Below are 25199 nucleotides of genomic sequence, written 5' to 3'. Positions count from 1 at the left end.
ATAATAACTCATTAGAAATTTATTCTAATAAATAAGTGACTACAGTTAATTAGTAATTACTTTTGTTTTTATTTTTCTTAAATTTAATATGCGTTACTTATTAAATGACTTTAATAAGGGGTTTTAATGATTGAAGTAAGATTTAATGCTATTAAACCAGGCGGACAAACAATCACTGGAACGCTTAATGAACCTACTTTCAGCGAAGCTAAAAAGAAGATTTACAAATTAGCTCAAAAAAACAACCTCAAAATCCATTCAATCCAGAAAAAAAGCACATATATTTATAAGATACGACGCGGCAACGAAAAACCAATTATTGGCGAACAAAGAGCTTTCAGTAAAGAAGAAGTTGTAAATGCTCTTAGAAAACTTGGTTATGAAGTTATTTCTGTCAATAAAAAATATTTTGAGTTCAACTTAAAGCCGCCTCAGCAGGACATTGTTTCTTATGTAAAAATTAGTGCTGAACTGCTCGAGCAAAAACTTCCTTATAGCGAAATTCTAACATTACTGATAAATGATATTCAAAACAAAACATTGCGTGAAACTTTAAGACAAATTAATAACGAACTCAAAAAAGGAGCTGACAGCGAAGCTACATTTCTTCGATACCAATCTGTATTTGGAAAATTTACTGCATATATGCTTGGACTAGCATCCAAAAGTGGTAACATGGCAGAAATCTACAAAGCAACAGCAAAATTTCTCGAGCGTCAGCAGGAATTTAAAAAGAATTTAAGAAGTGCTTTAATTACACCATTAGTTACTTTGTTCGTATTGTTTCTTGCTGTAATATTTTATGTTGGTTATATATTTCCCGAAACAGCTAAATTGTTTATCAAATTTAAAATTGATTTACCACCGCTCACTGCTGCCACACTAAAAATTAGTGATTTCTTAATTGGAAATATTCTCTGGGTATCATTAGCTATTATAATTCCTCCAATATTTTTAATTCAATTTGCTAAAACCAAAAAAGGAAAATTGGTAATTGATAGACTTATGTATAAAATTCCAATAATTGGAAATCTAATTCACAAAACAAACATTGAAGTTTTTTGCCGTGTATTTTATACACTCTATACAGGTTCTGCTGAAAGCATTGAACCTATTAGAATTGCAGCCGAAGCTACTGGCAATAGTTATTTTGAAAATCAAATTAAAAATGTTGCCATCCCATTAATGATTAAAAAAGGGATTGGAATTACTGAAGCTTTTCAGGCAAGCGGTGTATTTACAGATACTGCTTTATCAAGATTTCACTCAGGGGAAGAAACTGGAACAATTAAGAATACTGCTCTTCAACTTGCTAATTATTATGAAAGTGAAACTGTATTTAGATTAAAAAATGTGATTGAAATGGTTCAACTTGCAATAGCTATGATTATTATGATTGTTATGATTGCATTAACTTTAATTTCAGCAGAAACTGCAACTATAAGTCCTAAATCACCATTAGCACAATGATAATTATTAAATTATGTTGCCATAAACTTAAATTGACATAAATGCAAGTTAAAAGAAAAGGAGTAAAGTTATGTTGGATACACACTTGGAAATGGCAGATAAAATTGGCTACCTATTATTAAAAAAAGGAATAATTGATTCAAAAATTTTAGAACAAGCATTAAAAGCAAAAGAGGCAGACCAGACAAATAAAAAACGAAATCTTGCTCAAATACTAGTTGAAGAATTTGGTTTTGAACACGATGTTATATTCCGTGAAGTTGCAATTCTCTATGCTTTCAAAGAACTAAATATTCGTCCTGAAGAACTACCAGAAGAAAGAATCAATGAAATAAAAAATTTAATTAATCGTCAGCCTCAAGAAGTTAAACAAATGCTTCTTGAACATCGCATCATTCCATTTAAGTATGATGACAAAGTAAAAGATAAATTAATACTTGCTGCTGTTGACCCAACAGACAGAGCAATTGCAAAAGTAGCGTATGCATTAAATGCAAAAAAGTATGAAATAAACTATCTGCGTAAAAAAGATTATGATAAACTTATAAACATGATAATTTCTTCCGAGAATGTTTATTTAAAAATGATTGAAGAAGCCGGCGAAGAACTTCATGTTGTTCAAGAAGAAACAATTGACGAAGAAGAATTAGATGCTGAAATAAATAAAAGTGCTTTAATTAACTTAATTGAAGCAGCTCTTGTAGAAGCAGTGCGTAAAGGTGTAAGTGATATTCATATAATTCCGAAAGGGGCAATGAAAACTGAGATTCACTTTAGAATAGATGGTAAACTGCAATTATGGCATGTTCAGGAAAATACAATGCCAGAAGCTGTTATGGCAGTTGTTAAAGACCGCTCAAAAGGTCTGGATAGATTTGAAAGAGAAAAGGCTCAGGATGGTTTTATTCAAAGGGAAATTGATGGACACATAATTCGCTTTAGAGTTTCAGTTTTACCTATGGTTGGAACAGAATTAAAAAATAAATTTGAAAGTATTGTCATAAGAGTTCTTGATGATAGAAAAGTAATAAAAGATTTGAACAAACTTGGACTTACGGGTTACGCTCATCAAGCTTTTGTAAAAGCAATCAATCAACCTCAGGGGATGATAATTTTAACCGGGCCTACAGGAAGTGGTAAATCAACTACTTTAATTGCTGCTTTGTATCAGGTTATCCATCCATCTAAAAATGTTCTAACAATTGAAGACCCTGTAGAATATGTTATTGAAGGTGCACGCCAGCTTAAAATTGGTTATAAAATGAATTTTGAGCAGGCAATAAGAGCAATATTACGACACGACCCAGACATTGTCCTCGTCGGTGAAATGCGCGATAAAGAAACAGCCGAAACCGCAATTAAACTTGCTAACACTGGTCACTTAACATTTTCAACACTTCACACTAATGATGCACCAAGTGCTGTTGCTCGCCTATATAAAATGGGCGTTGAACCTTTCTTAATTGCTTATGCAATTAATATTATTGTAGCTCAAAGATTAATTAGAAAATTATGTGAACACTGCAAAAGAAAAGTAACAAATCTGGAAGAACATATTTTATCTGCAGGACTTAAGTTAGAGGACTGGCATGGTTATGATATTTATGAAGCAGTGGGCTGCGATAAATGTAACAATACCGGTTATAAAGGAAGAATGGCAATACACGAAGCTCTCTACTTTACAAAAGAAATAAGAAGAATAATTGTTCGTTCAGGTGATGAAGTTGACGAAGAAGCTATTCGTGAACAGGCAAGAAAGGATGGAACCATTAGCTTAAGAGAATCTGGATTCGAAAAAGTTAAAATGGGTCTAACTTCTATTCAGGAAGTAATAGCTGCTACTATGGAAGATTAATAATATTTCAATAAAAAACTCGGCATTAATTCTCGATAATAAAATTGTTATTGGAAATTTATAAGGAATTATTGTTTTTAATACAAATAAATTTATTTCTTTGATTTTAAAATCAATTAAACTATGTTAAATAAAAAAATAAAACTAATTTGAAAAATCTCGTTTATCAATATGATTGAAGAAGCAAAACAAATATTGACTAAGTTTGCAAATAAAATTCCTCCTACTGTTTTTGGCCCAGAGCGAGTAAAATTTATTGCTGATAATATTGAACAGCTTACCGACAATGAAAAACTCCAAATCATTCAATTTGCAAATCATATTTTGAGTTTAATGATTGAACGTCAAGCATCCGATGTTGAAATTGGTGGATTCGGCACTCAAGGTTATGTTTGGTTTAGAATTTATGGAAAGAAAGAACGGGTTAAAGATTTACCAACAATGAATACGGATGAAGCTGCTGTCTTAATAATTTCTCTTCTTAATAAAAATCAGAGAAATTATTTACTTGAACAAAGAAATTTGGATTTCAGTTATTCATTTTTCTATCCAAAACAAAATACAAATGTTCGCTTTCGTGCCGATGCATATTTCGACCTTGATACCTTAGCTCTAAATATGAGAGCAATTCAGGCTAAAATTCGTCCGATTGAATCACTTGAATTCCATCCCCTTGCAATAAAAACAATGAGCCACAATTATATAAAGTTCGGTTTATCGCTTGTAACTGGAATTACTGGTTCAGGTAAATCGACAACTCTTGATGCAATTATTGATTACCATAATCAATTTGACCCATGCCATATAGTTATAATTGCATCACCAGTTGAATATGTTCATACTTCAAAAGTTTCAATTATAAAACATAGAGAAGTTGGAAGAGATGTTTTATCCTTCAAAGATGGTGTAATTCAATCATTAAGACAGGACCCAGATATAATTGTAATTGGAGAAATGAGAGACCCGGATACAATAATGGCTGCTCTGGAGGTAACTGATACAGGTCATAAGGTATTTTCTACATTACACACATCATCTGCAGTTGAATCTATTGACCGCATAATTGCAGAAGTTCACCCTGTTGAACAGGAAAGAGTTAGAAACCGATTAGCTGATGTTCTAATTTCTGTTGTATCTCAAAAATTAGTTCCAAGTCTAGACGGCAAACGAGTTCTTGCAAAAGAAGTGCTGATTGTAACTCCAAGTGTTAGAGCAGCAATAAAAAATAACAATACAAGCGAAATTTATATGATGATTAATCAGGGTGGCCCACAAGGAATGATTACTATGGAACAGGATTTGCTGCGTCTTTATACTGAAAGAAAAATTTCAAAGGAGAATGCTATTGCTTATGCAAATAATAAAACACGTATTATGCAACTACTAAAAGCCGTGTAATATGAAACAAATCGTTTGCATATATAATGAAGGTAATGATGTAAAACTCACTGTCATGTCTAAAAACAATGAGACTGTATCGGTAAACCGTGTCGTCTCGATTACAATGACAACAGCATTACAAAGCTCATCAAGGCAGGAATCATTAGCTGAACTTGAGTCCATTGATTCTGTTAGTGAAATTTCATTTGATAATATAGAAAAAATAGATTTAGGAACTGAACAATCGGTTGATACCTCAGATATTGGACAGATTCAAGCTTCGTTATCGGGACTGAATTTAAAATCACTTCAATTCATCCCTATTGTTAGTGAACCAATTGTCAGTTACCACTTCTACGAAGGTCCAAAAGAAGAAAACAAAAAAAAGTTATTACAATCAATAATAGCAGATATTGAAAACACAAAAGGAATTACAGTTCCTCTTGATATGATTGATGTTGTTGAATTTAGCGAAAAAGCAATGTTGAGTGTTTTCATTGAAGGAGAAATTGCCGGAGCTACTATTGTTAATCAACTTGCAAGTTACAATAAAAGACGTTATTACAAAATTCCCACTGTTAAACCCGCTGAGTTATCACTTGCCTACTATGTTGGCAAAACTCATAAATTTTTCCCCGAAGATTATACATTAATTATTCATATTGGAAAGGAATACAGCAAGCTTATTTTCTTAGAAGGACAAAAATTAAAACACATTGGTGCAACCTTAGATATTGGTACAAAAAATCTTCATACTTATGATGTTTATTTTTCAAAAATTCTTCTTGAAATGGAAAATGGTGGAATTCCAAAGTTAGACAACATAATTCTTTGTGGAGAAGACCGTTCAGAAAATTTAATTCTTTCATTCTATGGAACATTCCCCGAAGCAAATGTTTTTGAACTTAAATTTGAAGGTCTGGATACTTCCTTCTTAACCGAGAATGAAATAAAAAATCTTGCTCTTTATGCAATTCCGATTTCTGTAGGTGTAGAATATTTTGATGAACTTGATAAAATTTATTCTGGGATCAACTTCCTCCCAAGATATATTCAGGAGAATCAGAGGTTTTTACAATTTGGATGGCATAGTTATGCAATGCTTCCACTCTTGTTTGGTGCTACTTTCTTCTTTACACTCAAGATTTTATCTAGCTATGAACAAATAAAAGAACTTGATTTAGAAATAGAACGATTAACTCAACGACAAATTCAAAATCAAGCTCTTGTGCAGGAAATCACTCCTCTTGATAATCGAATAAATAACTTTGATGCAACTCAGGCAATTCTTGATTCAGCATCAGCAGGAGCTGGAATCTGGAATAAAAATATTACAAAGATTTCAGACTTTATAGAACGAAGAAGAAATTTCTGGTTAAGTCGACTTGAAACTGTTTCACCATCTGAAATTAAAATAAGCGGTTATTCTTTATCAAGAAGTGTACTGACAGAATTTGCAGAAAGTATGCCTTCAGCTGTAATTAAAAATATCAATTACGAAGCTATAAGAGATAAAAGTGCTTTTTCATATATAATTAATTTCAAACTGCAAGAAGATACTTTGAAAACAAAATGAACAGCAAACTAAAAAATACAATTATTATTTCCGTTATTCTTATTGCCATCATTTTGATTGGCGGGCTGTTCAATTATGTTTATCTTAAAGGAAAAATAAAAGACAGAGAAAAAAAGATAAAAGATTTAACACTTTATCAACTCGACACCGAAGCATTAACACAACAATTGAATTATTTGAGAAAGCGAGTTGCACAACTTGATTCAATACTTGCCAATAGACAATACAATGTTCCCTATAATCTCTCTCAATCAAGTTTTTATGATTTTGTAAATCAAGTTACTTATTCATTTTCTCCTTATTCTTATGTCAACATAGAATTTGAGCAAACCGAGCAGGGAAAACCATTGAGTATTTATCGTTATACATTAAGTGGAACTGCGGAATTCAATGATTTAAACCATTTAATTTTTGCAATTGAAGAAAGTAAAATGCTCAAGAAAATTTCTAATGTCGAGATGACAAACAATGTTAAAGTTGATGAAGATGGAATGCCTCATTATCTTGTCACTTTCAAATTCAAAGTTGCAGTTTACTTTTCAAACGACGATAGATTTTATGTCAAAGATTTTACAGAAAACAGACTTCAACCAAATCCTGTTTATGATATTTTCTATCCATTAATTAGAAATGAAATACCGCCAAACAAAGAAGGATTGCTTGATGTTCAAAATGCAAAACTGCTTGCATTAATTCCAGACGGTGCATTTTTAGCCGATGCCAGTGGAAACACATTTTTATTATGGGAGGGTGATAAAGTTTATCTCGGTTATCTGACAAATATAAATTACGATAAAAATGAAGTAAGCTTTGTATTGAACAAAGGCGGGATAATTGAAACAGTAACATTAAAACTCGATAAAGAAATTAAGAAGAGTAAATAAAATGAAAAAGTTAATTTTTCTTTTGCTAATATTTGTATTGAGCAGAGTTGATGCTCAAATTGATTTGCAGGAAAAGCTAAAGGGATATGTTAATCCCGAAGAACTTGTTACTCTTTCTGAAAATATTCCTTTTAATCAAGCAATAGAAGTGCTTAGTGCAGTAAGCCAAAAAGTTAGTGGGAAAAAAATTGTATCAACGGTAAATATAACTTCTCCAATTGGAGTTGAGCTAAATAAAATTCAATATAAGAAAGCACTTTTCATAATTGTTCAATATAATAATTTAACACTGGAAGAAACTGAATCAACCATAATTGTTAAGAAAAAAGAAGAAGCAAAAACTCAGCTTGCCAAAGATGTTTATGCACCTGTAGATGAAAGAGAAGTTAGAATATCAGCACTACTTTTCGAAGCAAATGTAGCCGAAATGAGAGAACGAGGAATTAACTGGGAATTTTTACTCTCCAGAAGCGGATTGTCAATTGGCGGAAAACTTGTTACACTCCAAGAACAAACACAGCAACAGGGAGGAACCACAACTCAAACCCAGCAAAAACCCCCAGAATTCAGTGTTAATACAGAATCAAAATTTACAATGGGTAAGTTTGAAGGCGACGCTACTTCACTATTCAGATTTTTTGAAACAGAAAATCTTGGCAAAATTATTTCAAGACCTACAATCAGCACAGTAAATGGAGTTAAAGGCAGAACTCAAGTTGGTTCAGACATTTCAATTAAAGAAAGAGACTTTGCAGGCAACTTAATAGATAGATTTTACTCAACAGGAACAATCATCGAAGTAACACCTTACATTTACAATGAAGATGGAATTGATTATGTCTATATGAAATTAAAAGTCGAAAGAAGTTCTGCAATACCAGGAACAATTACAACAGAAATTAGAAAGACTGCTGCAGAAACAAATGTTTTGCTTCTCGATGGCGAAGAAACTGCAATTGGCGGATTATTCCTTAATGAAGAAAGTTTTGACAGACGCGGCGTTCCAATCTTAAAAGATTTGCCATGGTGGTTCTTGGGTTTAAAATATATCTTCGGTTACGACCAAAAAACTATTACAACAAAAGAGATAATTATACTCATTAAAGCAGAAATTCTGCCCCCGCTTAAAGAAAGAATATCTACAAAGAAAGAAGGCGGTATATTAAAACAGGAGTTAAAGAAAAATATCGAAGCAATGGATAACTATAAAAAAGAAACTGAAATTAAAAAAGAAGACGAAAAGTAATTATAAACCTGATTTTTATTCATACGAATAAAGCAGCCATAATTTATGACTTTAAGAAATTATGAAACTGAATACAAAACTGATATTATTTTCATTTATTATTGTTGTTATAACTTCTGCCGCTTCTGCAATAATTTATTATTCACTTACAGATAGCCTTCTCACAAGATATCAATCGCAATCAATATCAAATTCAACAAACAACTTTATTTTTGTTTTTGAAGCATCACTTCAACAAGTCGAATATGACATAAAAAAAATTTCACCATCGACAAAAAACTTTAACAGGATAAATTTAGATTCAACCAGCATAGATTTTCTTTTTACTTTAGAAAATGATTCTTTGATTAATATAAACCAATTCAAAAAAAATAAAAATGTCAGTCTTAACTTGGCTTCAAGGTCAATCAAAAAATTTTTTGAAGTAAATCCAAATGTTGTTTTAAGTTTTTCAAGGATAGACAACAACGAGATAATTTATTACGGAAAAGTTCTTGATTCTAATTTTCTCAGCAAAATTTCTGAAAAAATTAGAGCTGACGTTGCATTAATAATAGATAATCAACTATACGATATTTCCAATCCTGATAAAAATCAGAAATTTATTCCTGCGTTAAATCATTCCATCCAGAATTTAAAATTCAAAAATAACTATGACATTTATAATGAAGAGATTGATAATGCTGACTTTAAAGCTTCGCTCTATGTACCAAGACAAATTTTAGCTCCTGCAGGAAAATTAAACTTTATAATTTTCACATCTTTTGAAGAAACTGCAGATTTCAGAAATACCTTAAGAAATGTTGTTATCCTGATTGTTGCTGCTGGAAGTGCTCTCACATTTATATTTGTTCTTCTATTCACTTATAAATTTAGAAAGCAGCTTACATTATTAAGTGAAGCAACTGAAATTACAACTAAAGGAAATCTTGAACACCGTGTTACTATAATTTCAAAAGATGAAATAGGAAATCTTGGAGAAGCATTCAACAAAATGCTTGATGTAATTAAAAAGAAAGAAGACATTGAAAAAGAATATACTGAATTCATAAAACTCATTAATCAAAATCCCACACTAAAACAAGTATCTGAGGCTGCACTTACAAAAATTATAAAAGCAACAGGCTGTTCATTTGGTTTGCTCTATATAATAGAAAATAAAAACTTAAGATTAACTTCTTCCTATGGAATAAATCAAGATTCAGTTAACACAAATTTTAACTCAGATTTTTATTCTAATGTGATTGATAAAAAAGAAAGTGTTGAATTTATTTTTGAAAACAACTTCCCTGAAATTAAAACTGGCCTTGCATCAATCAAATTAAAATATCTTTTGATTTATCCAATCTTATATAACAAAGAACCAATTGCAATACTTGAACTTGCATCTGAAACTATTCCACAAAATGAGGTTAAAAATTATCTTGATAATATTCAAGAACATTTAGCAATTGGGTTGGTAAATGCCGTTTCACTTGAACAACTTGAAAATTACATTTCAGAATTAAAAAGATTAAACGAGGAATATCAGAAACAGAACAAACAAATAATTCAGCAGAACGAACAACTAAAGGAACTTCATAATCAACTAAGAGAAAAAGCTGAGGAACTCGAAAAACAAAGACTCAAAGCAGTAGAATTAACAAAAGTGAAGTCACAATTCCTTGCAAGTATGTCGCACGAATTGAGAACGCCATTAATTTCAATTCTTGGTTTAACCGAGCTTTTGTTAAAAGATTCTTATTCCAATCCAAAGTTTAATGAAAAACTGAACATTGTCTACCGCAACGGAAAAAAATTATTGAGATTAATTACAAACATACTGGAATTCTCAAGACTTGAATCCGGAAAAATTGAAGTCAAAAAAGAAAAATTTTTGTTAAGCGAACTAATTGAAGAAGTAAAACAAAACTTCGAAATTCCTGCAGAAGACAAGAAATTGAAATTTTCTATTGAAGCCCCAAGAAGAAAAAATATTTTACTGGATACAGATAAAAATAAACTCGACCACATACTTTCAAATCTTCTGATGAATGCAATTAAATTCACCGAGAAAGGAGAAGTAAAATTATCTATCGAATTGATTGATAATAATTCAATTAAATTTTCTGTTATTGACACTGGAATTGGCATCCCAGAAGAAAAAAAAGAATTAATTTTTGCAGAGTTCAAACAAATCGAAATGGGTAATTCAAAACATTTTGGCGGGGCTGGCCTTGGACTTGCAATTTGTAAAAGATATGTTGAACTGCTTGGAGGAAAATTATCACTTGAAAGTCGTGTGAACCAAGGAACAAAATTTTCATTTATACTAAATGATGCAATAGTAGAAATTATAGAAACTGATGATGATAATTTTTTAAAAGTAAAAGAAGATTATGAAGAATCTAAAAATTTTTCTGCTTTGATAATTGGAAGCAGTGAAAATGTAAATAAACTTGTAAAAGATTATTTAATTACTTACAATTATCAAATTACAATCTGTGAAAGCGGCAAACAAAGTCTCGAAACAATCAACAAACAAAAGTTCAGTTCAATAATTATTAATTCTTATTTGAATGATTACAACATCTGGCAGCTGATTGCAGATATAAGAAAAAATCCTGCTGCACAGGAAACTCCCATAATAATTTATAATGTTATTGAAAATGAAAAAGTGGGCTGGGCTCCAAATGTATTTAACTTTTTAATTAAACCTGTAACAGAAAACACTTTGAAAAATTTAATTAACCAGATTAAATTATTCACTAATAAAAGCATCGACAAAATAATTTATACCAGTTACAAGAAAGAAGAATATGAAATTATCAAAGACACTTTTCTGAAAACCATAGACTTTGATTACAGAAACTCACTTGAATCTGCCATGGCATTGATTGATTACAGCAAAGTGCAGGTATTTTTAATTGATGTAGAGTCATTCAAATCAGATGCACTTTTATTCTGCTCGTTATTAAGACAGAACAAGTTTACAAAAAACACGCATCTTGTTTTTCTTACCCAGCAGAACTTTTCGGAAGATGAACTAACAGATTTAACAAAAACTTTCAACGCAATAACACTCAGAGAAAAAAATCATCCTCTTGATATTCTAAAATTCATTAAAGACAGATTGCAAATAGACGACAGTGAAGCAAATAAAAGACTTAATTTGATGATTGAATCTTCACCTCGAAAACGAGAATCAATTCATGATTCACTAAAACCTACCATCATGATAGTTGATGACGATGAAGATACATTATTTACAATTGGAGAATTGCTTAAAGAATTAAACTGCAGTCCGGTTTATGCTCATAATGGAATGGAATGTTTATTAATGCTAAATCATATTTTACCTGATTTAATTTTTTTAGATATAATGATGCCAACAATGGATGGATTTGAAACTATTAAAAGAATTCGTGCAAGCAGCAGAACTGCTAATATTCCTGTAATTGCTCTTACTGCTTATGCAATGCTTGAAAATAAAGAAGTAATCGAAAAAAATGGATTTAACGATTTGGTTACAAAACCTGTTGATTCTTCAACGATATCTTCAAAGATTAATAGTTATCTCAAAGTAAGAGTTTTTTAACAATATGAAGAAAATTTTAGTTATTGACGATTATCCAGATAATGTATTTTTAATTCAGGATAGACTTGAACAGGAAGGTTTTGAAGTAATCAAAGCTTATGACGGTCACATGGGAATTCAAAAAGCTATCGAAGAAAAACCTGATTTAATTCTTCTTGACATTATGATGCCGGGGATATCAGGTTACGATGTTTGCAGAATCCTTACTTCGCGAGAAGATACAAAACAAATCCCAATAATTCTCCTAACAGCACTTACAGAAGCAGAAAACTTAAAAGAAGGTTTACAGGCAGGAGCATTTGATTACATCAAAAAACCTTTCAACAAAACTGAATTAATTGCAAGGATAAAATCTGCTCTGCGTTTTAGTGAAACAAATAAATTCTTAATAGAAATCGAGAAAATAAAAACATTTGCAGCTACTGTAACAACAGCCAATCATGAAATTAAACAACCGCTTACTTTAATTAATCTTTCAACAGCTGCAATCAAAAGAGAACTTTCAAAAGAAAGTTTTTCGAAGGAGGCAGTTTTAAAAAGAATAGAGTTTATAGAAAAAGCAGCAAGTGATATTGTAAAAGTTCTTGAAAAACTTGGTTCAATCAAAAAGCCTGTTTTAACACCTTATGTAAATGACCTGCATCTTATTGACCTTGAAGCAGAAAAGGACAAAGAGACAGGCAGCAATTAAAAATTGTTAAATCAACCAAGTCTATTGCTCTTTAATCAACTTTATAAGTTTTTCTTTATCAATCTTTCCTAATTCTGTTCTCGGAATCTTTTCTACAAAATAAAATCGCTTGGGAATTTTGTATGATGCAATATAAGAAATCAATTCTCTTTTAATTTCTGACAGAGTTTTTTCATTGTTCAAAACTATAGCTGCAGAAATTAATTGTCCCCATTCTTTATCTTTTTCAGGAAATACATAAACATCTTCGACTTCGTTTAACTGTTTAATTGCATTTTCTACTTCTTTTATGCTTACATTTTCGCCGCCTGTAATAATAATATCTTCTCTTCGAGAGTCAATATAAAGATAACCATCTTCATCGAGCCAACCGTAATCGCCAGTTAAAAAATACTCATCAACATTTCTTCCCCTATTTTCTGAAGAGAGATATTCTCTGAACAATGTTTTACTTTTGATTGCAATTTCTCCCTTTTCATGTGTATTAAGAAATTCACCTTTACTCCCTATTATTTTTATATCAACATTTTTAAGTGGCTTTCCTGTTGATTTAGGTTTTAAGATATAATCTTTGCTTATTAATGCAGTAACCATTGAACATGTTTCTGTTGAACCATAAACTTTTACAATATTCCACCCTTCTTTAATTGCGTTATCACATAAAGAAGTATCTAAAGGTCCGCCGCCAAGAAATACATATTTTATATTTTTCTTTGGTTTAAATTTTTCTTCGATTAATCTATAAAGTGTGGTCGAGACAAATGAAATATGTGTTGGTTCAAACTTTTGAATTGCTGTTCTAATGTCATCATAGTTTAATGAATTAGGAATTGCAATTTTACTTTTCGAAATTAATGAGCGGCAAAAAATCATAAAACCGCCAATATGATAAAAAGGAAGCGATGCAAGCCAGATATCATCACCTGTTAAATTTATAAATTCATCCAGAACTGAGGTGCTTTCATAAATGCTTTCAAAAGTATGAACCACTGCTTTTGATTTCCCTGTGCTGCCAGATGTAAACATTATAAGTGCATCACGATTAATATCAAAATCATGAATAAAATAATTTTCAGAAGTATACTTTAATTGATTTAATCTTGATAACAAAACTATCTTGCCAGGTATTTCTTTTTTGAAATTGTAAAGTTTATCATCAATTACAAGAAATGATATTCCAATTTTTTCTATCTGGTGTAATAATTCGTTTTCAGTTAACCTAATATTCAAAGGAACAGCTACAGCTCCGCAAAACCAGATTGCATTTACCATAAACAAAAACTCTTTTGAATTATTAAAAAGAATTCCAACCCTATCATTTTTCCTAACTCCTATATCATATAATCGACAGAAAAATTGAAATGATTTTTCGAAATATTGTATGTAGTTAATTCTTTCAGATGCGGTAATTATTGCTAATAATTCCGATGCTGACTTGCTCTGTTCAATAAGCCAGTGTTCTTTGTTTGTAATTGCAATCATATCTGTAAATCATAACTGGGAGGAAAATCTTTTATTTCGAAATTTATATTGCCATTTTTAATGGCATATTGATCAAAACAAATATTATATTCAAAAAAATCTGAAGTATCCAATCCATGAGCATATGAATGAGAAGCACAGGAAGTAATAAACACCAATGCGCTTTTACCAATCGAACTTTCAAAAGCTGATGAAACAATTATACACTTATTCTTTGTCTCTGCATAATTAATTAATTCTATTGAATCAAATACACTCCCATAAATCATTGGTTTCACAACTATAAAATTAATCTGGCTTTCATCAATAATATTTTTTGCATCATTAATATTTTTCACACATTCATCAAGAGCTATTTCAACTTTAGATTCTTTAGCCAATTCTAAATTGCACATCAATTCAGCGCAGGGTTCTTCAATAAATTCTATTTTGAATTTTTCTAACTCTTTAAGATAACTTTTTGCTTTTTCATAACTCCATTTTCCATTAGCATCAAGACGAACAATTATTTTATTTAAAAACTTTTTATAAACCAATTCCAATAAAGAAAAATCATCTGCAAAATTTTCTCTTCCTATCTTTATCTTAAAAGTTCTATATCCTTGATTATATTTTTTTTGAATTTCACCGATAACAAATTCAGGCTCCGAAATATCCAGAACAGTATTTATGTAAATTTCTTTTTTTAGACATCTATTCGAAAAAAATTTTTTTTGTTCATATTTTCTGATAAATAACAAATTCAGCAATATCTGTTCAAAAGCAAATCTCAATGAATTCAAGTTTGACAAATTTTTTATTTGAACTCTTGCATTTTCAATATCATCATCTAAAAAAATTTCATTCTGTGAAATTAATTTTATTTCTTCTTCAAGTTCCTTTAAGGATTCACTACTAAAACCTAAAAGCGGTGATGCTTCACCGTATGTAACATTGCTTTCTTCATCAATAGCTTTTATGATGATTCCTTCTCGTTTATCAAACGCACTATATGAATTTTTAAATTCAGTTTTTAATGGGAGTGAGAAAAGAAAATATTTAATTACTTTTAATATCATAAAAGAATACCAGCTGCAAACAGCAATCCATAAATTGCCGAAAGCTTTGCAGTAAGTTCGAGAGTTTTATTTAATTCTTTTCCCTTAAGAGTATAAATCATTTTTATCAATTTAATTGCAATTGGCAAAGAAAGAATTGGAAGAAAAACAAATAAGCTTTTTTTGAATGTAAAGTAAACAATAAATAAAATTAAATATGATAATATCATAAAGCAGACATATTGAAGACGGGAAAATTTTTCTCCAAAAATGACTGCAAGCGTATTTTTACCACTTAGTTTATCCTCTTCTCTATCGCGATAATTATTTACAACAAGAATATTTGTAATCAAAGCTCCAACTGGAACAGAAGCCCAGAATATCAGCGGTGTTACTTCTTTTGCCTGAACATAGTAAGTTCCAATTGTTCCAACAAAGCCAAAGAACAGAAAGACTGCTATATCTCCAAGCGCATGATATGCAAGCGGAAAAGGACCCGCTGTGTAAACAACTGCAGTAATTATAGAAAGAACACCAATTAGAAAAATTAACCAGCCGCCAAGATAAACAAGATATAAACCAAGCAAAAAACTTAAACCAAAGACTATTATTATTCCAAATTTCATTTCACGAACAGAAATTAATCCTGATGCTACAGCTCTTTGAGGTCCTGTTCTTTCCTTTTTATCAGTTCCATGAAGATAATCAAAAAGGTCGTTAACAAAATTAGCTCCTATCTGAAACAATAAAGAACAAAGCAATGCTATTAATGATGCAATTAAATCAAATTTGTTATAATAAATTGCAATTGATGAACCAACTACAACAGGTACAACTGCTGCGGGTAATGTTTTAGGTCGTGCAGCTAAAATCCATATGTAAAATTTTTTTGTTGATGTAATTGAAACAGAATTCATAAAAATTATGGCACTCTTGGAAATTTAGAAAAGTCTGGTTTCCTTTTTTCAATATATGCATTTTTTCCTTCTTGAGCTTCCTCTGTCATGTAATAAAGCAATGTAGCATTTCCAGCGAGTTCTTGAATTCCTGCCTGACCATCAAGTTCTGCATTGAAAGCTGATTTTAATAGTCGAATTGCAAGAGGACTTTTTTCAAGAATTTCCTTTGCCCATTTAATTCCTTCTTCCTCGAGCTGTTCTACAGGAACTACTTTATTGACAAGACCCATCTCAAGTGCTTCCTGTGCATTATATTGACGACAGAGATACCAGATTTCGCGTGCTTTCTTTTGTCCTACAATTCTTGCAAGATAACTTGCACCAAATCCGCCATCAAAACTTCCTACTTTAGGTCCGGTCTGACCAAATATAGCATTATCTGCTGCTATTGTTAAATCACAAACAACATGCAAAACATGTCCGCCACCTATTGCATATCCAGCAACAAGAGCAATTACTGGTTTTGGAATACTTCTTATTTGTTTTTGTACATCAAGAATATTTAATCTTGGAACCCCATCTTTTCCAACATAACCTTTATCACCACGAACAGATTGGTCACCTCCGGAACAAAATGCATATTTGCCATCTTTTGCTGGACCTTTTCCTGTTAATAAAATTACACCAATATTTGTATCCTCTCGTGCATCATTAAATGCATCGTATAATTCGGATACGGTTTCTGGACGGAATGCATTTCTCTTTTCTGGTCGATTAATAGTTATCTTTGCAATTCCATCCATCTTCTCATAAATAATGTCCTGATAATCTTTTGCTTTTATCCAATTATAACTCATAATATTTCCTTTCAAGATTATTTAAGAAATTCAAAACAAAATTAATAAAAACATCGGGTTTTTCTAAGTGAACATTATGACCACAATTTTCTGCTATTTTATGTTCTGAATTCTGAAATCTAATCTTCATCTTTTCTGCAATTGCTGTATATTTTTCATCCAGACCACCAGTAATCAAGAGCACAGGAAATTTAAGCAAGTTTAATTTATTCCAGTAGTTTGGCATTAAACCTGTACTAAAACCAAGCAATGAATTCGACAATCCTATAACGCTGTTTTGATATTTTTTGTTCTTAATTAAATCATAACTTGAAATTTTTTTTTGAGATTCAAAGAGCGGGAGATTCATCCAGTATTCAATAAAATTTTCTATGCCATCTTTTCGAATTTTTTCTGCCATTATAAAATCAGAAATAACCCGCTCCTTTTTTAATTCAAAATCTTCAATCCCAGCTGTTGTACTTTCAAATATAGCAGCAATTAATTTTTCAGGAAAATGCAAACAATAAGAAAGTGCAGCTCTCCCACCCATTGAATAACCACAGATAATAAGTTTATCAATTTTCAAATAATCAAATATACTGCTGAGTTGATTGATTATTGCAGTACAAGTGTAATAGCATGAATCATCGGGAGATTCAGTTAATCCATGTCCAATTAAATCTATTGCGATAGGAAAATATTTGTCGGGAAGTTTATCAAATATAAAATGCCAATCTTCTGCGCTGCCTGTAAATCCATGTAAAAATACAATTGGAATTTTTTCTCCGCTTCTTTTGCTTTCATCAATTAGAATATTAAATTCAATTTGATTTACTATTATCTTCATCTAATTTCAAATTAATTGAGGAAGTTATAGACTCCCAAATTTTTTCACGAATTAATTTCGACTTCTTAGAATCTGTTTTTATCTCAAGAACTGCGAATTTTTTACTATTTATTGACGACAATAGTTTCTTTTTTAATTCAGAAAAGTTTTTTATTAAAAAATATTCACCGCCATAAGCTTTAACAAATTTTGAAAAATCAATATTCAGCGGTGTAACAAAATTTTGAATATAAGTTTTGCCATACCGCGATATTGGTAGTGACTCAAATATTCCACCGCCATTATTGTTGATTAAAATTACTGTTAATGGTATTTTGAATTTAATAGCATTGTGAAGACCATTCATGTCATGATAGAATGCTAAATCGCCTGTTATTAAAATAGTTGGTTGTTTAGATACAGCTGCTATTCCAAGCGCAGTTGAATTTATTCCATCAATTCCACTTGCGCCTCGATTGCAAAAAACATTAATTCGTTTTTGATTTGATGAAACAAAAAAATCTGCATCACGTATTGGAAGACTATTTGAAAGCATCACATTACACCTTGAGGGCAACAGATCGAAAACTTCATAAATAATTTTCCCTTCAAAATTAATCTTTTCTTCTTTTAGTTTATTTCGTTTGATTTCTTCTGCAATTTGATTTAATCGAATTATATTTTTTAGCCATTTGTTGTTTCTATTAAATTGTAAAGTCTTAATTTCTTCTAAGACAAGCCTGCAAAATTCGGCCGGATTAATTTTCAAAATTGTTTTTGCAGTTAATGATGGGTCATTTCTATCACCAAATTCATTTATCAAAATTTTCTCTGCTTTAGAATTTTTATAATAATTCAATATTACATTTGAAGTTGGAGAACCACCAAACTGCAAAATGATTTCAGGGTCATATTTTTTCAAATAATGTTTTGATTTTACAATCGATGTAAAATTCTCAATTATATTTTTCTTTGAATGATTTCCATGTCTTAATCCAGAAGATATATCAGCAAAAATTGGATACTTTAATTTTTCTGATAAAGCTACGCATAACTTTGCAAATTCTTCATCATAGCCATTGTATCCAACAATGATTAATCCTTTTTCATGATTAAATAGTTTTTTTATTGAATCATTTATTAAATACTTTTTCTTTTTTTCCTTAAAGTCAACAGAATCGATGGAGTTATAAATTTTATTCAGGAATTCAATATCTACCTTTTCTGTGTAACTATCGGGTTCAAATGGTTTTTCAAAAGGAAAATTCAAATGAACTGGACCAGGATTTTCTATCAAAGCAATTTTTAATGCTTCATCTGTATTTTTAATCAAACTTTTTAATTTTGCTAAATTAACTTCTGGCAAACCAACATCTGCAAAATATCTAATGTGATTTGCAAAAATGTTATCTTGATTAATAGTTTGATTGGCACCTGTATTTCTAAGGTAAGGCGGTCTATCTGCTGTGCAAATAATCAGAGGCACCCTTTGATAATATGCTTCAATAATTGCAGGATAAAGTTCTGCTACTGCAGTTCCGGATGTTGTTAACACAGCAACCGGTGTTTTTGATTTATTTGCCATTCCAAGTGCATAAAAAGCAGACGAACGCTCATCAACAATTTGAAATACTTTTATATTTTCATTTTGACTAAATGCTAAAGTTAATGGTGTGCTTCTCGAACCAGGTGAAATACACACATATTTCACTCCATATTCTACAAGTCTATTAACAAATAAATCACACCAGACTGTATTTCTATTAACTGATATTTTCATTTGTTAATCTCTCTCGAAAAAGTGAAAGCATTGGTTTTAATTTAAGCTCTGTTTCTTCAAATTCACTTTTTATTTCCGAACCTTCAACTATACCACAACCAGCAAAGGCATATAGAAAAGAATTTTTATAAAGAGCAGACCTAATTCCTATTACAAACTCTCCATTTCCTTCTACATTAAACCAGCCTAAAATACCTGCATACAAACCTCTGTCAAAATTTTCTAATTGTTCTATCTCTTCCAATGCTCTTTTATTTGGCAAACCACAAATTGCAGGTGTTGGGTAAATGCTTTTTATTAACGAAATGACAGAAACATCATTTCGAACAATTGCATTAATTGGGGTCCAAAGATGCTGTATATTCCTTAATTTTTTGACTTTTGTTTTATCATAATTCACACTTTCAGATAACTTCGACAAATTTTCAACAATAAATTTCAGTACAGATTTATGTTCGTGTATATTTTTGCTATCGTTTAATAATTCATTTTCAAGTATGAAATCTTCTTCTTCATTAATCCCTCGTTTAATTGAACCAGCAAGAGCATCAGTTTCAAATTTATTTTTTGAAATTCTTCCAAGTAATTCCGGTGAAGCTCCAAAAAAAACTGAATTATTATTTCTCCAGGCAAATACATAGCATTCAGGAAATTGGGTTTTAAGTTTATCGATTATCTCAGTAAAATTAATTTCTCCTCTGATACTAATTTTTTTAACTCTTGCAAGAACAACTTTTTCTAAATCTTTATATTTTATTTTATTTAACGCATCCGAAATCATAACACTCCAATCATCAAATTCTGTATCACTAATTTCATCATTTTTTTGATAATAAAATTTTTCTGAGCTGCTTAGAATTTTACTAATTTTTTTCTCAAGAACTTTTTCAGTTTTTTCATTCAACATATCATACATAAAATTGAAAGCAAAGTAACATTTATTTTTATATTTAATAAAAGATATTTCTGGAACGTACCAGATTTCTGACGGATAATCATTCCAGAGATTGGTTTTCTCTCTAACAGGAAATTTTATTCCACCAATAAACAAAGGATAAAAACTAAAATCAGATTCACCAAAATTGTGAATTTGTTTTAGTTGAGAAATATTTTTACATGAATTTTCATCAATTGAAAATATATTACCAAAGGAAAAAAATGAATAATTTCTATGGGGTAAATCCCAAAGAAAAAATTGCTTTTGATTTAAAAGTAAATTGTAAAATTCATTATAAATTTTATCATCTATTTCCTGAATGTAGGTATAAAATAAATTGGGGTTCTTGTGTTTAATATTTTTTTGTAATTTAAGAATATACTTTGTGAAGTTTTTATTATTTACTATCAAGATTAATTTATTTTTATATTTATTTGAATAAATTTCAGATGCAAAATAATAAAAAGCTTTGAAACAGCTTTTCAAAATGAATTTAATTTTATATGTTTATAATCCGAAGCACAATTTAATAGTTCTTTTAATACAAAGATTCAATTACGAGGGCTGGGGAAATGAAAATTAGTTACAAACAAGGAAGGAGAAAATGAAAATGCAACCAGAAAAAGGGGAAGCAGCACTCCAACTAATGGAGAAAGTAACAAAAGCAGGCGACAAATTCAGAAGGCTTCAAGCCAAATACATGTTTGAACAAAAACTTACAGCTCCTCAATTTGGAGTTTTAGAAATACTTTACAAAAATGGTCCTATGCCGCTTAAGAGAATAAGTGAAGAAATGCTTGTTACCGGTGCTAATATTACATGTGTTGTTGATAACCTAGAAAAAGAAGGTCTTGTTAAAAGAGTTCACTCAAAGGAAGACAGAAGAGTAATACTCGGTGAATTAACCCCTGCTGGAAAGGAAAAGCTTGATAAAATTATGCCTCAATATATAGAAAAAGTGGCTTCTGTTACTTCATCATTAACAGAGAGCGAACAAAAACAATTGATTGAGTTGCTGGAAAAATTAGCATTTTAATTTAATAACCGGAATGAAAGAGAAATCCATTCATCCATTTGCATTTTTTTTAGCAATCCAAATCCAATTGAACTATACTTTTTAACAATTTCTTCTTCATCAGAAATTAAAAGACCGGAAAGGATTAAGATTCCGGTCTTTTTTATCTTATTTTTAATTTCCTTTGCAATATCTAAAAGAACATTCTTGTTAATGTTTGCGGTTATTAAATCAAAATCTTTTTCAGAAATTTGATGAATTTCTGCAAGTCTAATTTCAACTTTATTATCTACATTGTTCATTTTAACATTTTCATTGCCATTTAAAAAACACCATTCATCATTATCAATTCCAAGTGCTTTATCTGCACCAAGAAATATTGAAGCAATTGCAAGAATGCCAGTGCCAGTTCCAACATCTAAAACTTTATCGCCATTTCGAATATACTTTTCTAAAAATTTCAAAACCATTTTTGTTGTTTGATGTTCTCCGGTTCCAAAAGACATTTTAGGGTCTATCGTAATTACTATTTGTCCCAATTTGGGTTGATATTCTTTAAAAGAAGGCTTTATGACTATTTTATCAGAAACCTCAATAACTTTTACATTTTTTTCATACTCTTCATTCCAGTTTTTATCTTCAAGTTCTTCTTCAATTAAATTATATGTCTCGATAAAATTATTTTTTTTAGCTTCATCAAGAATATTTTTAATATCACCAGCTAAAATATTTTTTGATTTATCTGCAAAAACTATTAGTTCATTTTCCATTTCATTTATTCCATCTAAATTTAACTGCCAAAGTAAGCCGCTAATTATTTCATTGTTCTGAGGCACAGTTCTGATTATAAATTGTTTGAACTTTTTCATTTAACTTACCTAATTGTTGTATATTATTTCACAAATTTTATCCTGGAAATCTCTTGCAATTTTAGGATTAGTTACAAAATTCTGCATGAATATCGAAAAAGCTATCAAATGATTTTTGTGATTAAACATATAACCGGCAAGATTACTTACACCGCTTAATGTCCCTGTTTTTGCTCTTACTTTTCTGTATGCAGCAGAATTAAGCATTCTATTTTTAAGTGTTCCATCATAACCTGAAATTGGAAATGTGTTATACAGTTTTACAAACAAATCCTCTTTTTCATAAAAAAAATATTTTAGTATTGAAGTTATTAGTTCGGCAGAAATTAGATTGTAAAAAGATAATCCAGAACCATCAACAATTTTGAATTTTTGTGGATTAAAATTAGCGAGGGTAATTAAACTATCAATTAAACGAATTCCATTTTTTGCATTAGCCGGCTTTTCAAAATAATTAAATGCAAGTGCACGCAAAATTAATTCTGCTCCTAAATTATAACTTACTTTGTTTGTATAAACTAAAATTGTATCAATATTTCTTTCGAATGAAAAAATTTTTTCTGCATTATTGGGAACATTTTTAAACTCAATATTACCGCTAAAATTAATACCATTTTCATTAAGCTTTTCAGCTAACAGCCTCAAAAAAAATTTTGCGGGGTTCACAACACTGAAACTTAATGTATCTTCTTTTGAATTGACTGAAAGATTACCGGACACAAAAATTTTATCCTGCTTATTCAATCTATTGCGTGTAATAACAAAATCAGAAGTATCTAAATTTGTAGTCAAAGATGAATTAACTACATCGAAATAATTTGTTCGGGGAATTATTTCTATTTGAACAGGTTCTCCAACATTTGAAGGTTTATAAACTATTTTGAAAGAATTGCCGTTGATTGACAGAGGTGATAGATAAGAAGCAAATGGATAAGGGTCATCGTCCCACATCCAGCCTTCGCCCCAGTACAAAGAATCAATCAATGAGATATCGCCATAAAGATTACCTGATATTTTTTTAATACCATATTTTTTAATTTCTCGAATCAGAGAATCTAAATCATTCAAAGAAAACAATGGGTCGCATCCTCCAAGGATGAATAAATTTCCTTTGCAAATAGAATCCTCAATTTCACCATCAAAATAAATACTGGTTTTGAATTTATAGTCATCTAAAAAAAGAAGTGCTGCTCCTGTAGTAAAAATTTTTTGAAGTGAAGCAGGATGTAAGAGCAATTTTTCATTTTTTGAATAAAGTCTTTTATTTTCTGTTAAATCATAAATATCAACTGCAACAATTGTTGAAGTAAAAAATTCATCTGTGAACAAACTATCAAGTGATTTTGAGAGATTAATTGATTCCGATTGTGCAAAAGAGAAGTTTTGCTTTACTGATATGAATATGATTAAAAATAGAAATAAAATTTTTTTGTTCATTTATGAAAAATATTCTCTTTCTCTGAACTCTACACCAAGTTCTTCAGCAACAAATTTTTTTGCTGCTAATGAATCAACCTCGCTTAGTCCTACAATTGTCATAACAACGCGAGAATACTTTTTTGCTTTTTTAGCAAAGTCAATCATCTCCGCATGCATAGATGGATCAACTCGCATTAATTTTCCATATTGAACCGGGTCAACAGAATTCAAGCTTATCGAAACAATATCAATTAATCCATCAAGTTCCGGAGTAATATCTCTTTTGTTAATATAATTTCCATGACCATCTGTATTTAATCTTGTTACACCACCATTTTCTTTAACATACTTTGCAATTTTTTTAACAACCTCCCATCTAATTGTGGGTTCACCGTAACCACAAAAAACAATTTCTTTATATTTCTTTGGATCCCCGATTTCTTTTATATAAGTCTCTGCATCTGGTTCTTCTGATTTTTTCATTTTTAGGTTGTAACCATTAATAACTGCATCACCTTTTCTATCGCAGAAGATGCAATCAGCATTACATCTATTCGTAACATTTATATAAAGAGAATTCCCGATTTTATATGTGATACTCAATTCCGGTTTTTGTCCTATACGAAATAATTTATAAACATTGTAAGAAGTTGCTCTTGCAACATCTTCAACTGTAAGATTTTGAATTTCAGCAATTTTTTCTGCAATAAATCGGATGTAAGCAGGTTCATTTCTATTTCCTCTATGTGGAACAGGAGTCATAAATGGAGAATCTGTTTCAAGAAGAATATTTTCGATAGAAATGCTGGAAACAACTTTTCTTAAATTTTCTGCTTTGTTGAAAGTAATGTTTCCTGTAAAAGAAATAAAATGATGCATTTCAATTAACTCTTTGGCATTTGATATTGAACCAGCGAAACAATGATACTGGGCTCTTAATCCGGAATCTTTATACTTGCGAGCTATTTGCATTATATCTTCATTAGCATCCCGATTATGAATAATTACCGGCAATTTCAATTTTAATGCAAGTTGAATCTGTTCTTCAAATGCTTTTATTTGAATTTCCCGCGGCGAAAAATCATAATAATAATCAAGTCCAATTTCACCAATTGCAACTACCTTTTTATTACCTGCAAGTTCTTCCAGTTTATTAATAATACCATCATTCCATTCTTTGCTGTCATGTGGATGAACACCTACTGCTGCATAAATGTTGTCATACTTTTCAGCAAGTTCTATTGCCTGTTGAGATGAAACTAAATCTGCAGCAGGAACTATTATTGAATTAACTTCAGATTCTTTTGCTCTTTGAATTACCTGCTCAACTTCACCATTGAAATTAGGATAAAACAGATGAGCGTGTGTATCTATGAACATATGATTTTTCTTATAATTTAGAGTAAATGTTATTTAA

Annotated in this window: 19 protein-coding genes; 9 read left to right on the top strand and 10 right to left on the bottom strand. The window is 30.4% G+C overall.

Annotation, left to right across the window (positions count from 1 at the left end):
- Positions 1-126 precede the first annotated feature (126 nt).
- The 8 genes from VJY32_RS10055 to VJY32_RS10020 all read left to right on the top strand — a co-directional run bounded on the left by VJY32_RS10055 (position 127) and on the right by VJY32_RS10020 (position 12679).
- Positions 127-1470, top strand: coding sequence for a type II secretion system F family protein (locus tag VJY32_RS10055; RefSeq protein ID WP_353677780.1), 1344 nt, complete (start codon positions 127-129; stop codon positions 1468-1470).
- A 70-nt stretch (positions 1471-1540) separates the two neighbouring features.
- Complete coding sequence (locus VJY32_RS10050; protein WP_353677779.1) at positions 1541-3325, top strand: GspE/PulE family protein; 1785 nt, start codon at positions 1541-1543, stop codon at positions 3323-3325.
- A 171-nt stretch (positions 3326-3496) separates the two neighbouring features.
- Positions 3497-4723 carry a type IV pilus twitching motility protein PilT gene (locus tag VJY32_RS10045; RefSeq protein WP_353677778.1) on the top strand — a complete coding sequence of 409 codons (1227 nt, stop codon included), beginning with the start codon at positions 3497-3499 and terminating at the stop codon, positions 4721-4723.
- A 1-nt stretch (position 4724) separates the two neighbouring features.
- Positions 4725-6281: a hypothetical protein gene (locus tag VJY32_RS10040; protein WP_353677777.1), complete on the top strand. Its 1557-nt coding sequence runs from the start codon at positions 4725-4727 to the stop codon at positions 6279-6281.
- The gene (locus tag VJY32_RS10035; protein ID WP_353677776.1) at positions 6278-7165 is read left to right on the top strand and encodes a hypothetical protein; all 888 of its coding nucleotides are present in this window, start codon (positions 6278-6280) and stop codon (positions 7163-7165) included. The genes VJY32_RS10040 and VJY32_RS10035 overlap by 4 nt, the downstream gene beginning before the upstream one ends.
- A gap of 1 nt (position 7166) precedes the next feature.
- Positions 7167-8411, top strand: coding sequence for a type II secretion system protein GspD (locus VJY32_RS10030; RefSeq protein ID WP_353677775.1), 1245 nt, complete (start codon positions 7167-7169; stop codon positions 8409-8411).
- Between the two features lie 61 nt (positions 8412-8472).
- Positions 8473-11988 (top strand): response regulator, encoded by a 3516-nt coding sequence (locus VJY32_RS10025; protein ID WP_353677774.1) that lies wholly within the window; start codon positions 8473-8475, stop codon positions 11986-11988.
- A gap of 4 nt (positions 11989-11992) precedes the next feature.
- The gene (locus VJY32_RS10020; RefSeq protein WP_353677773.1) at positions 11993-12679 is read left to right on the top strand and encodes a response regulator transcription factor; all 687 of its coding nucleotides are present in this window, start codon (positions 11993-11995) and stop codon (positions 12677-12679) included.
- A 21-nt stretch (positions 12680-12700) separates the two neighbouring features.
- Here the strand turns inward: VJY32_RS10020 and menE are convergent, their stop codons facing one another.
- Genes menE through VJY32_RS09985 form a run of 7 tightly spaced genes read right to left on the bottom strand, consistent with a single transcriptional unit; the run spans position 12701 to position 20965 of the window.
- Positions 12701-14161 (bottom strand): o-succinylbenzoate--CoA ligase, encoded by a 1461-nt coding sequence (gene menE, locus VJY32_RS10015; RefSeq protein WP_353677772.1) that lies wholly within the window; start codon positions 14159-14161, stop codon positions 12701-12703.
- The gene (menC, locus tag VJY32_RS10010; protein WP_353677771.1) at positions 14158-15219 is read right to left on the bottom strand and encodes an o-succinylbenzoate synthase; all 1062 of its coding nucleotides are present in this window, start codon (positions 15217-15219) and stop codon (positions 14158-14160) included. The genes menE and menC overlap by 4 nt, the downstream gene beginning before the upstream one ends.
- Positions 15216-16115 (bottom strand): 1,4-dihydroxy-2-naphthoate polyprenyltransferase, encoded by a 900-nt coding sequence (locus tag VJY32_RS10005; protein ID WP_353677770.1) that lies wholly within the window; start codon positions 16113-16115, stop codon positions 15216-15218. Before VJY32_RS10005 ends, menC begins: the two co-directional genes overlap by 4 nt.
- Before the next feature lie 5 nt (positions 16116-16120).
- Positions 16121-16954, bottom strand: a complete 834-nt coding sequence (gene menB, locus VJY32_RS10000; protein ID WP_353677769.1) for a 1,4-dihydroxy-2-naphthoyl-CoA synthase — start codon at positions 16952-16954, stop codon at positions 16121-16123.
- Positions 16944-17783 (bottom strand): 2-succinyl-6-hydroxy-2,4-cyclohexadiene-1-carboxylate synthase, encoded by an 840-nt coding sequence (gene menH, locus VJY32_RS09995; RefSeq protein WP_353677768.1) that lies wholly within the window; start codon positions 17781-17783, stop codon positions 16944-16946. Before menH ends, menB begins: the two co-directional genes overlap by 11 nt.
- Positions 17758-19542, bottom strand: coding sequence for a 2-succinyl-5-enolpyruvyl-6-hydroxy-3-cyclohexene-1-carboxylic-acid synthase (menD, locus tag VJY32_RS09990; protein WP_353677767.1), 1785 nt, complete (start codon positions 19540-19542; stop codon positions 17758-17760). The genes menH and menD overlap by 26 nt, the downstream gene beginning before the upstream one ends.
- Positions 19526-20965 carry an isochorismate synthase gene (locus tag VJY32_RS09985; RefSeq protein WP_353677766.1) on the bottom strand — a complete coding sequence of 480 codons (1440 nt, stop codon included), beginning with the start codon at positions 20963-20965 and terminating at the stop codon, positions 19526-19528. Before VJY32_RS09985 ends, menD begins: the two co-directional genes overlap by 17 nt.
- A gap of 118 nt (positions 20966-21083) precedes the next feature.
- Here VJY32_RS09985 and VJY32_RS09980 point away from each other — a divergent pair, with 118 nt between their 5' ends.
- A complete protein-coding gene (locus tag VJY32_RS09980; protein ID WP_353677765.1) occupies positions 21084-21515 on the top strand; it encodes a MarR family winged helix-turn-helix transcriptional regulator in 432 nt (143 codons plus the stop codon).
- Here the strand turns inward: VJY32_RS09980 and prmA are convergent.
- Genes prmA through VJY32_RS09965 form a run of 3 tightly spaced genes read right to left on the bottom strand, consistent with a single transcriptional unit; the run spans position 21512 to position 25162 of the window.
- Entirely contained in the window at positions 21512-22363 is an 852-nt protein-coding gene (gene prmA / locus VJY32_RS09975; RefSeq protein WP_353677764.1) for a 50S ribosomal protein L11 methyltransferase, read from the bottom strand. The two genes, VJY32_RS09980 and prmA, sit on opposite strands and share 4 nt — an antisense overlap.
- A 9-nt stretch (positions 22364-22372) precedes the next feature.
- Entirely contained in the window at positions 22373-23800 is a 1428-nt protein-coding gene (gene dacB / locus VJY32_RS09970) for a D-alanyl-D-alanine carboxypeptidase/D-alanyl-D-alanine endopeptidase (RefSeq protein WP_353677763.1), read from the bottom strand.
- Entirely contained in the window at positions 23801-25162 is a 1362-nt protein-coding gene (locus VJY32_RS09965) for a TatD family hydrolase (RefSeq protein WP_353677762.1), read from the bottom strand.
- Positions 25163-25199 lie beyond the last annotated feature (37 nt).

It is taken from the genome of Rosettibacter primus, assembly GCF_036860675.1.
Classification (GTDB): Bacteria; Bacteroidota; Ignavibacteria; order Ignavibacteriales; family Melioribacteraceae; genus Rosettibacter; species Rosettibacter primus.
This window is presented reverse-complemented; position numbering and strand designations above follow the sequence as displayed.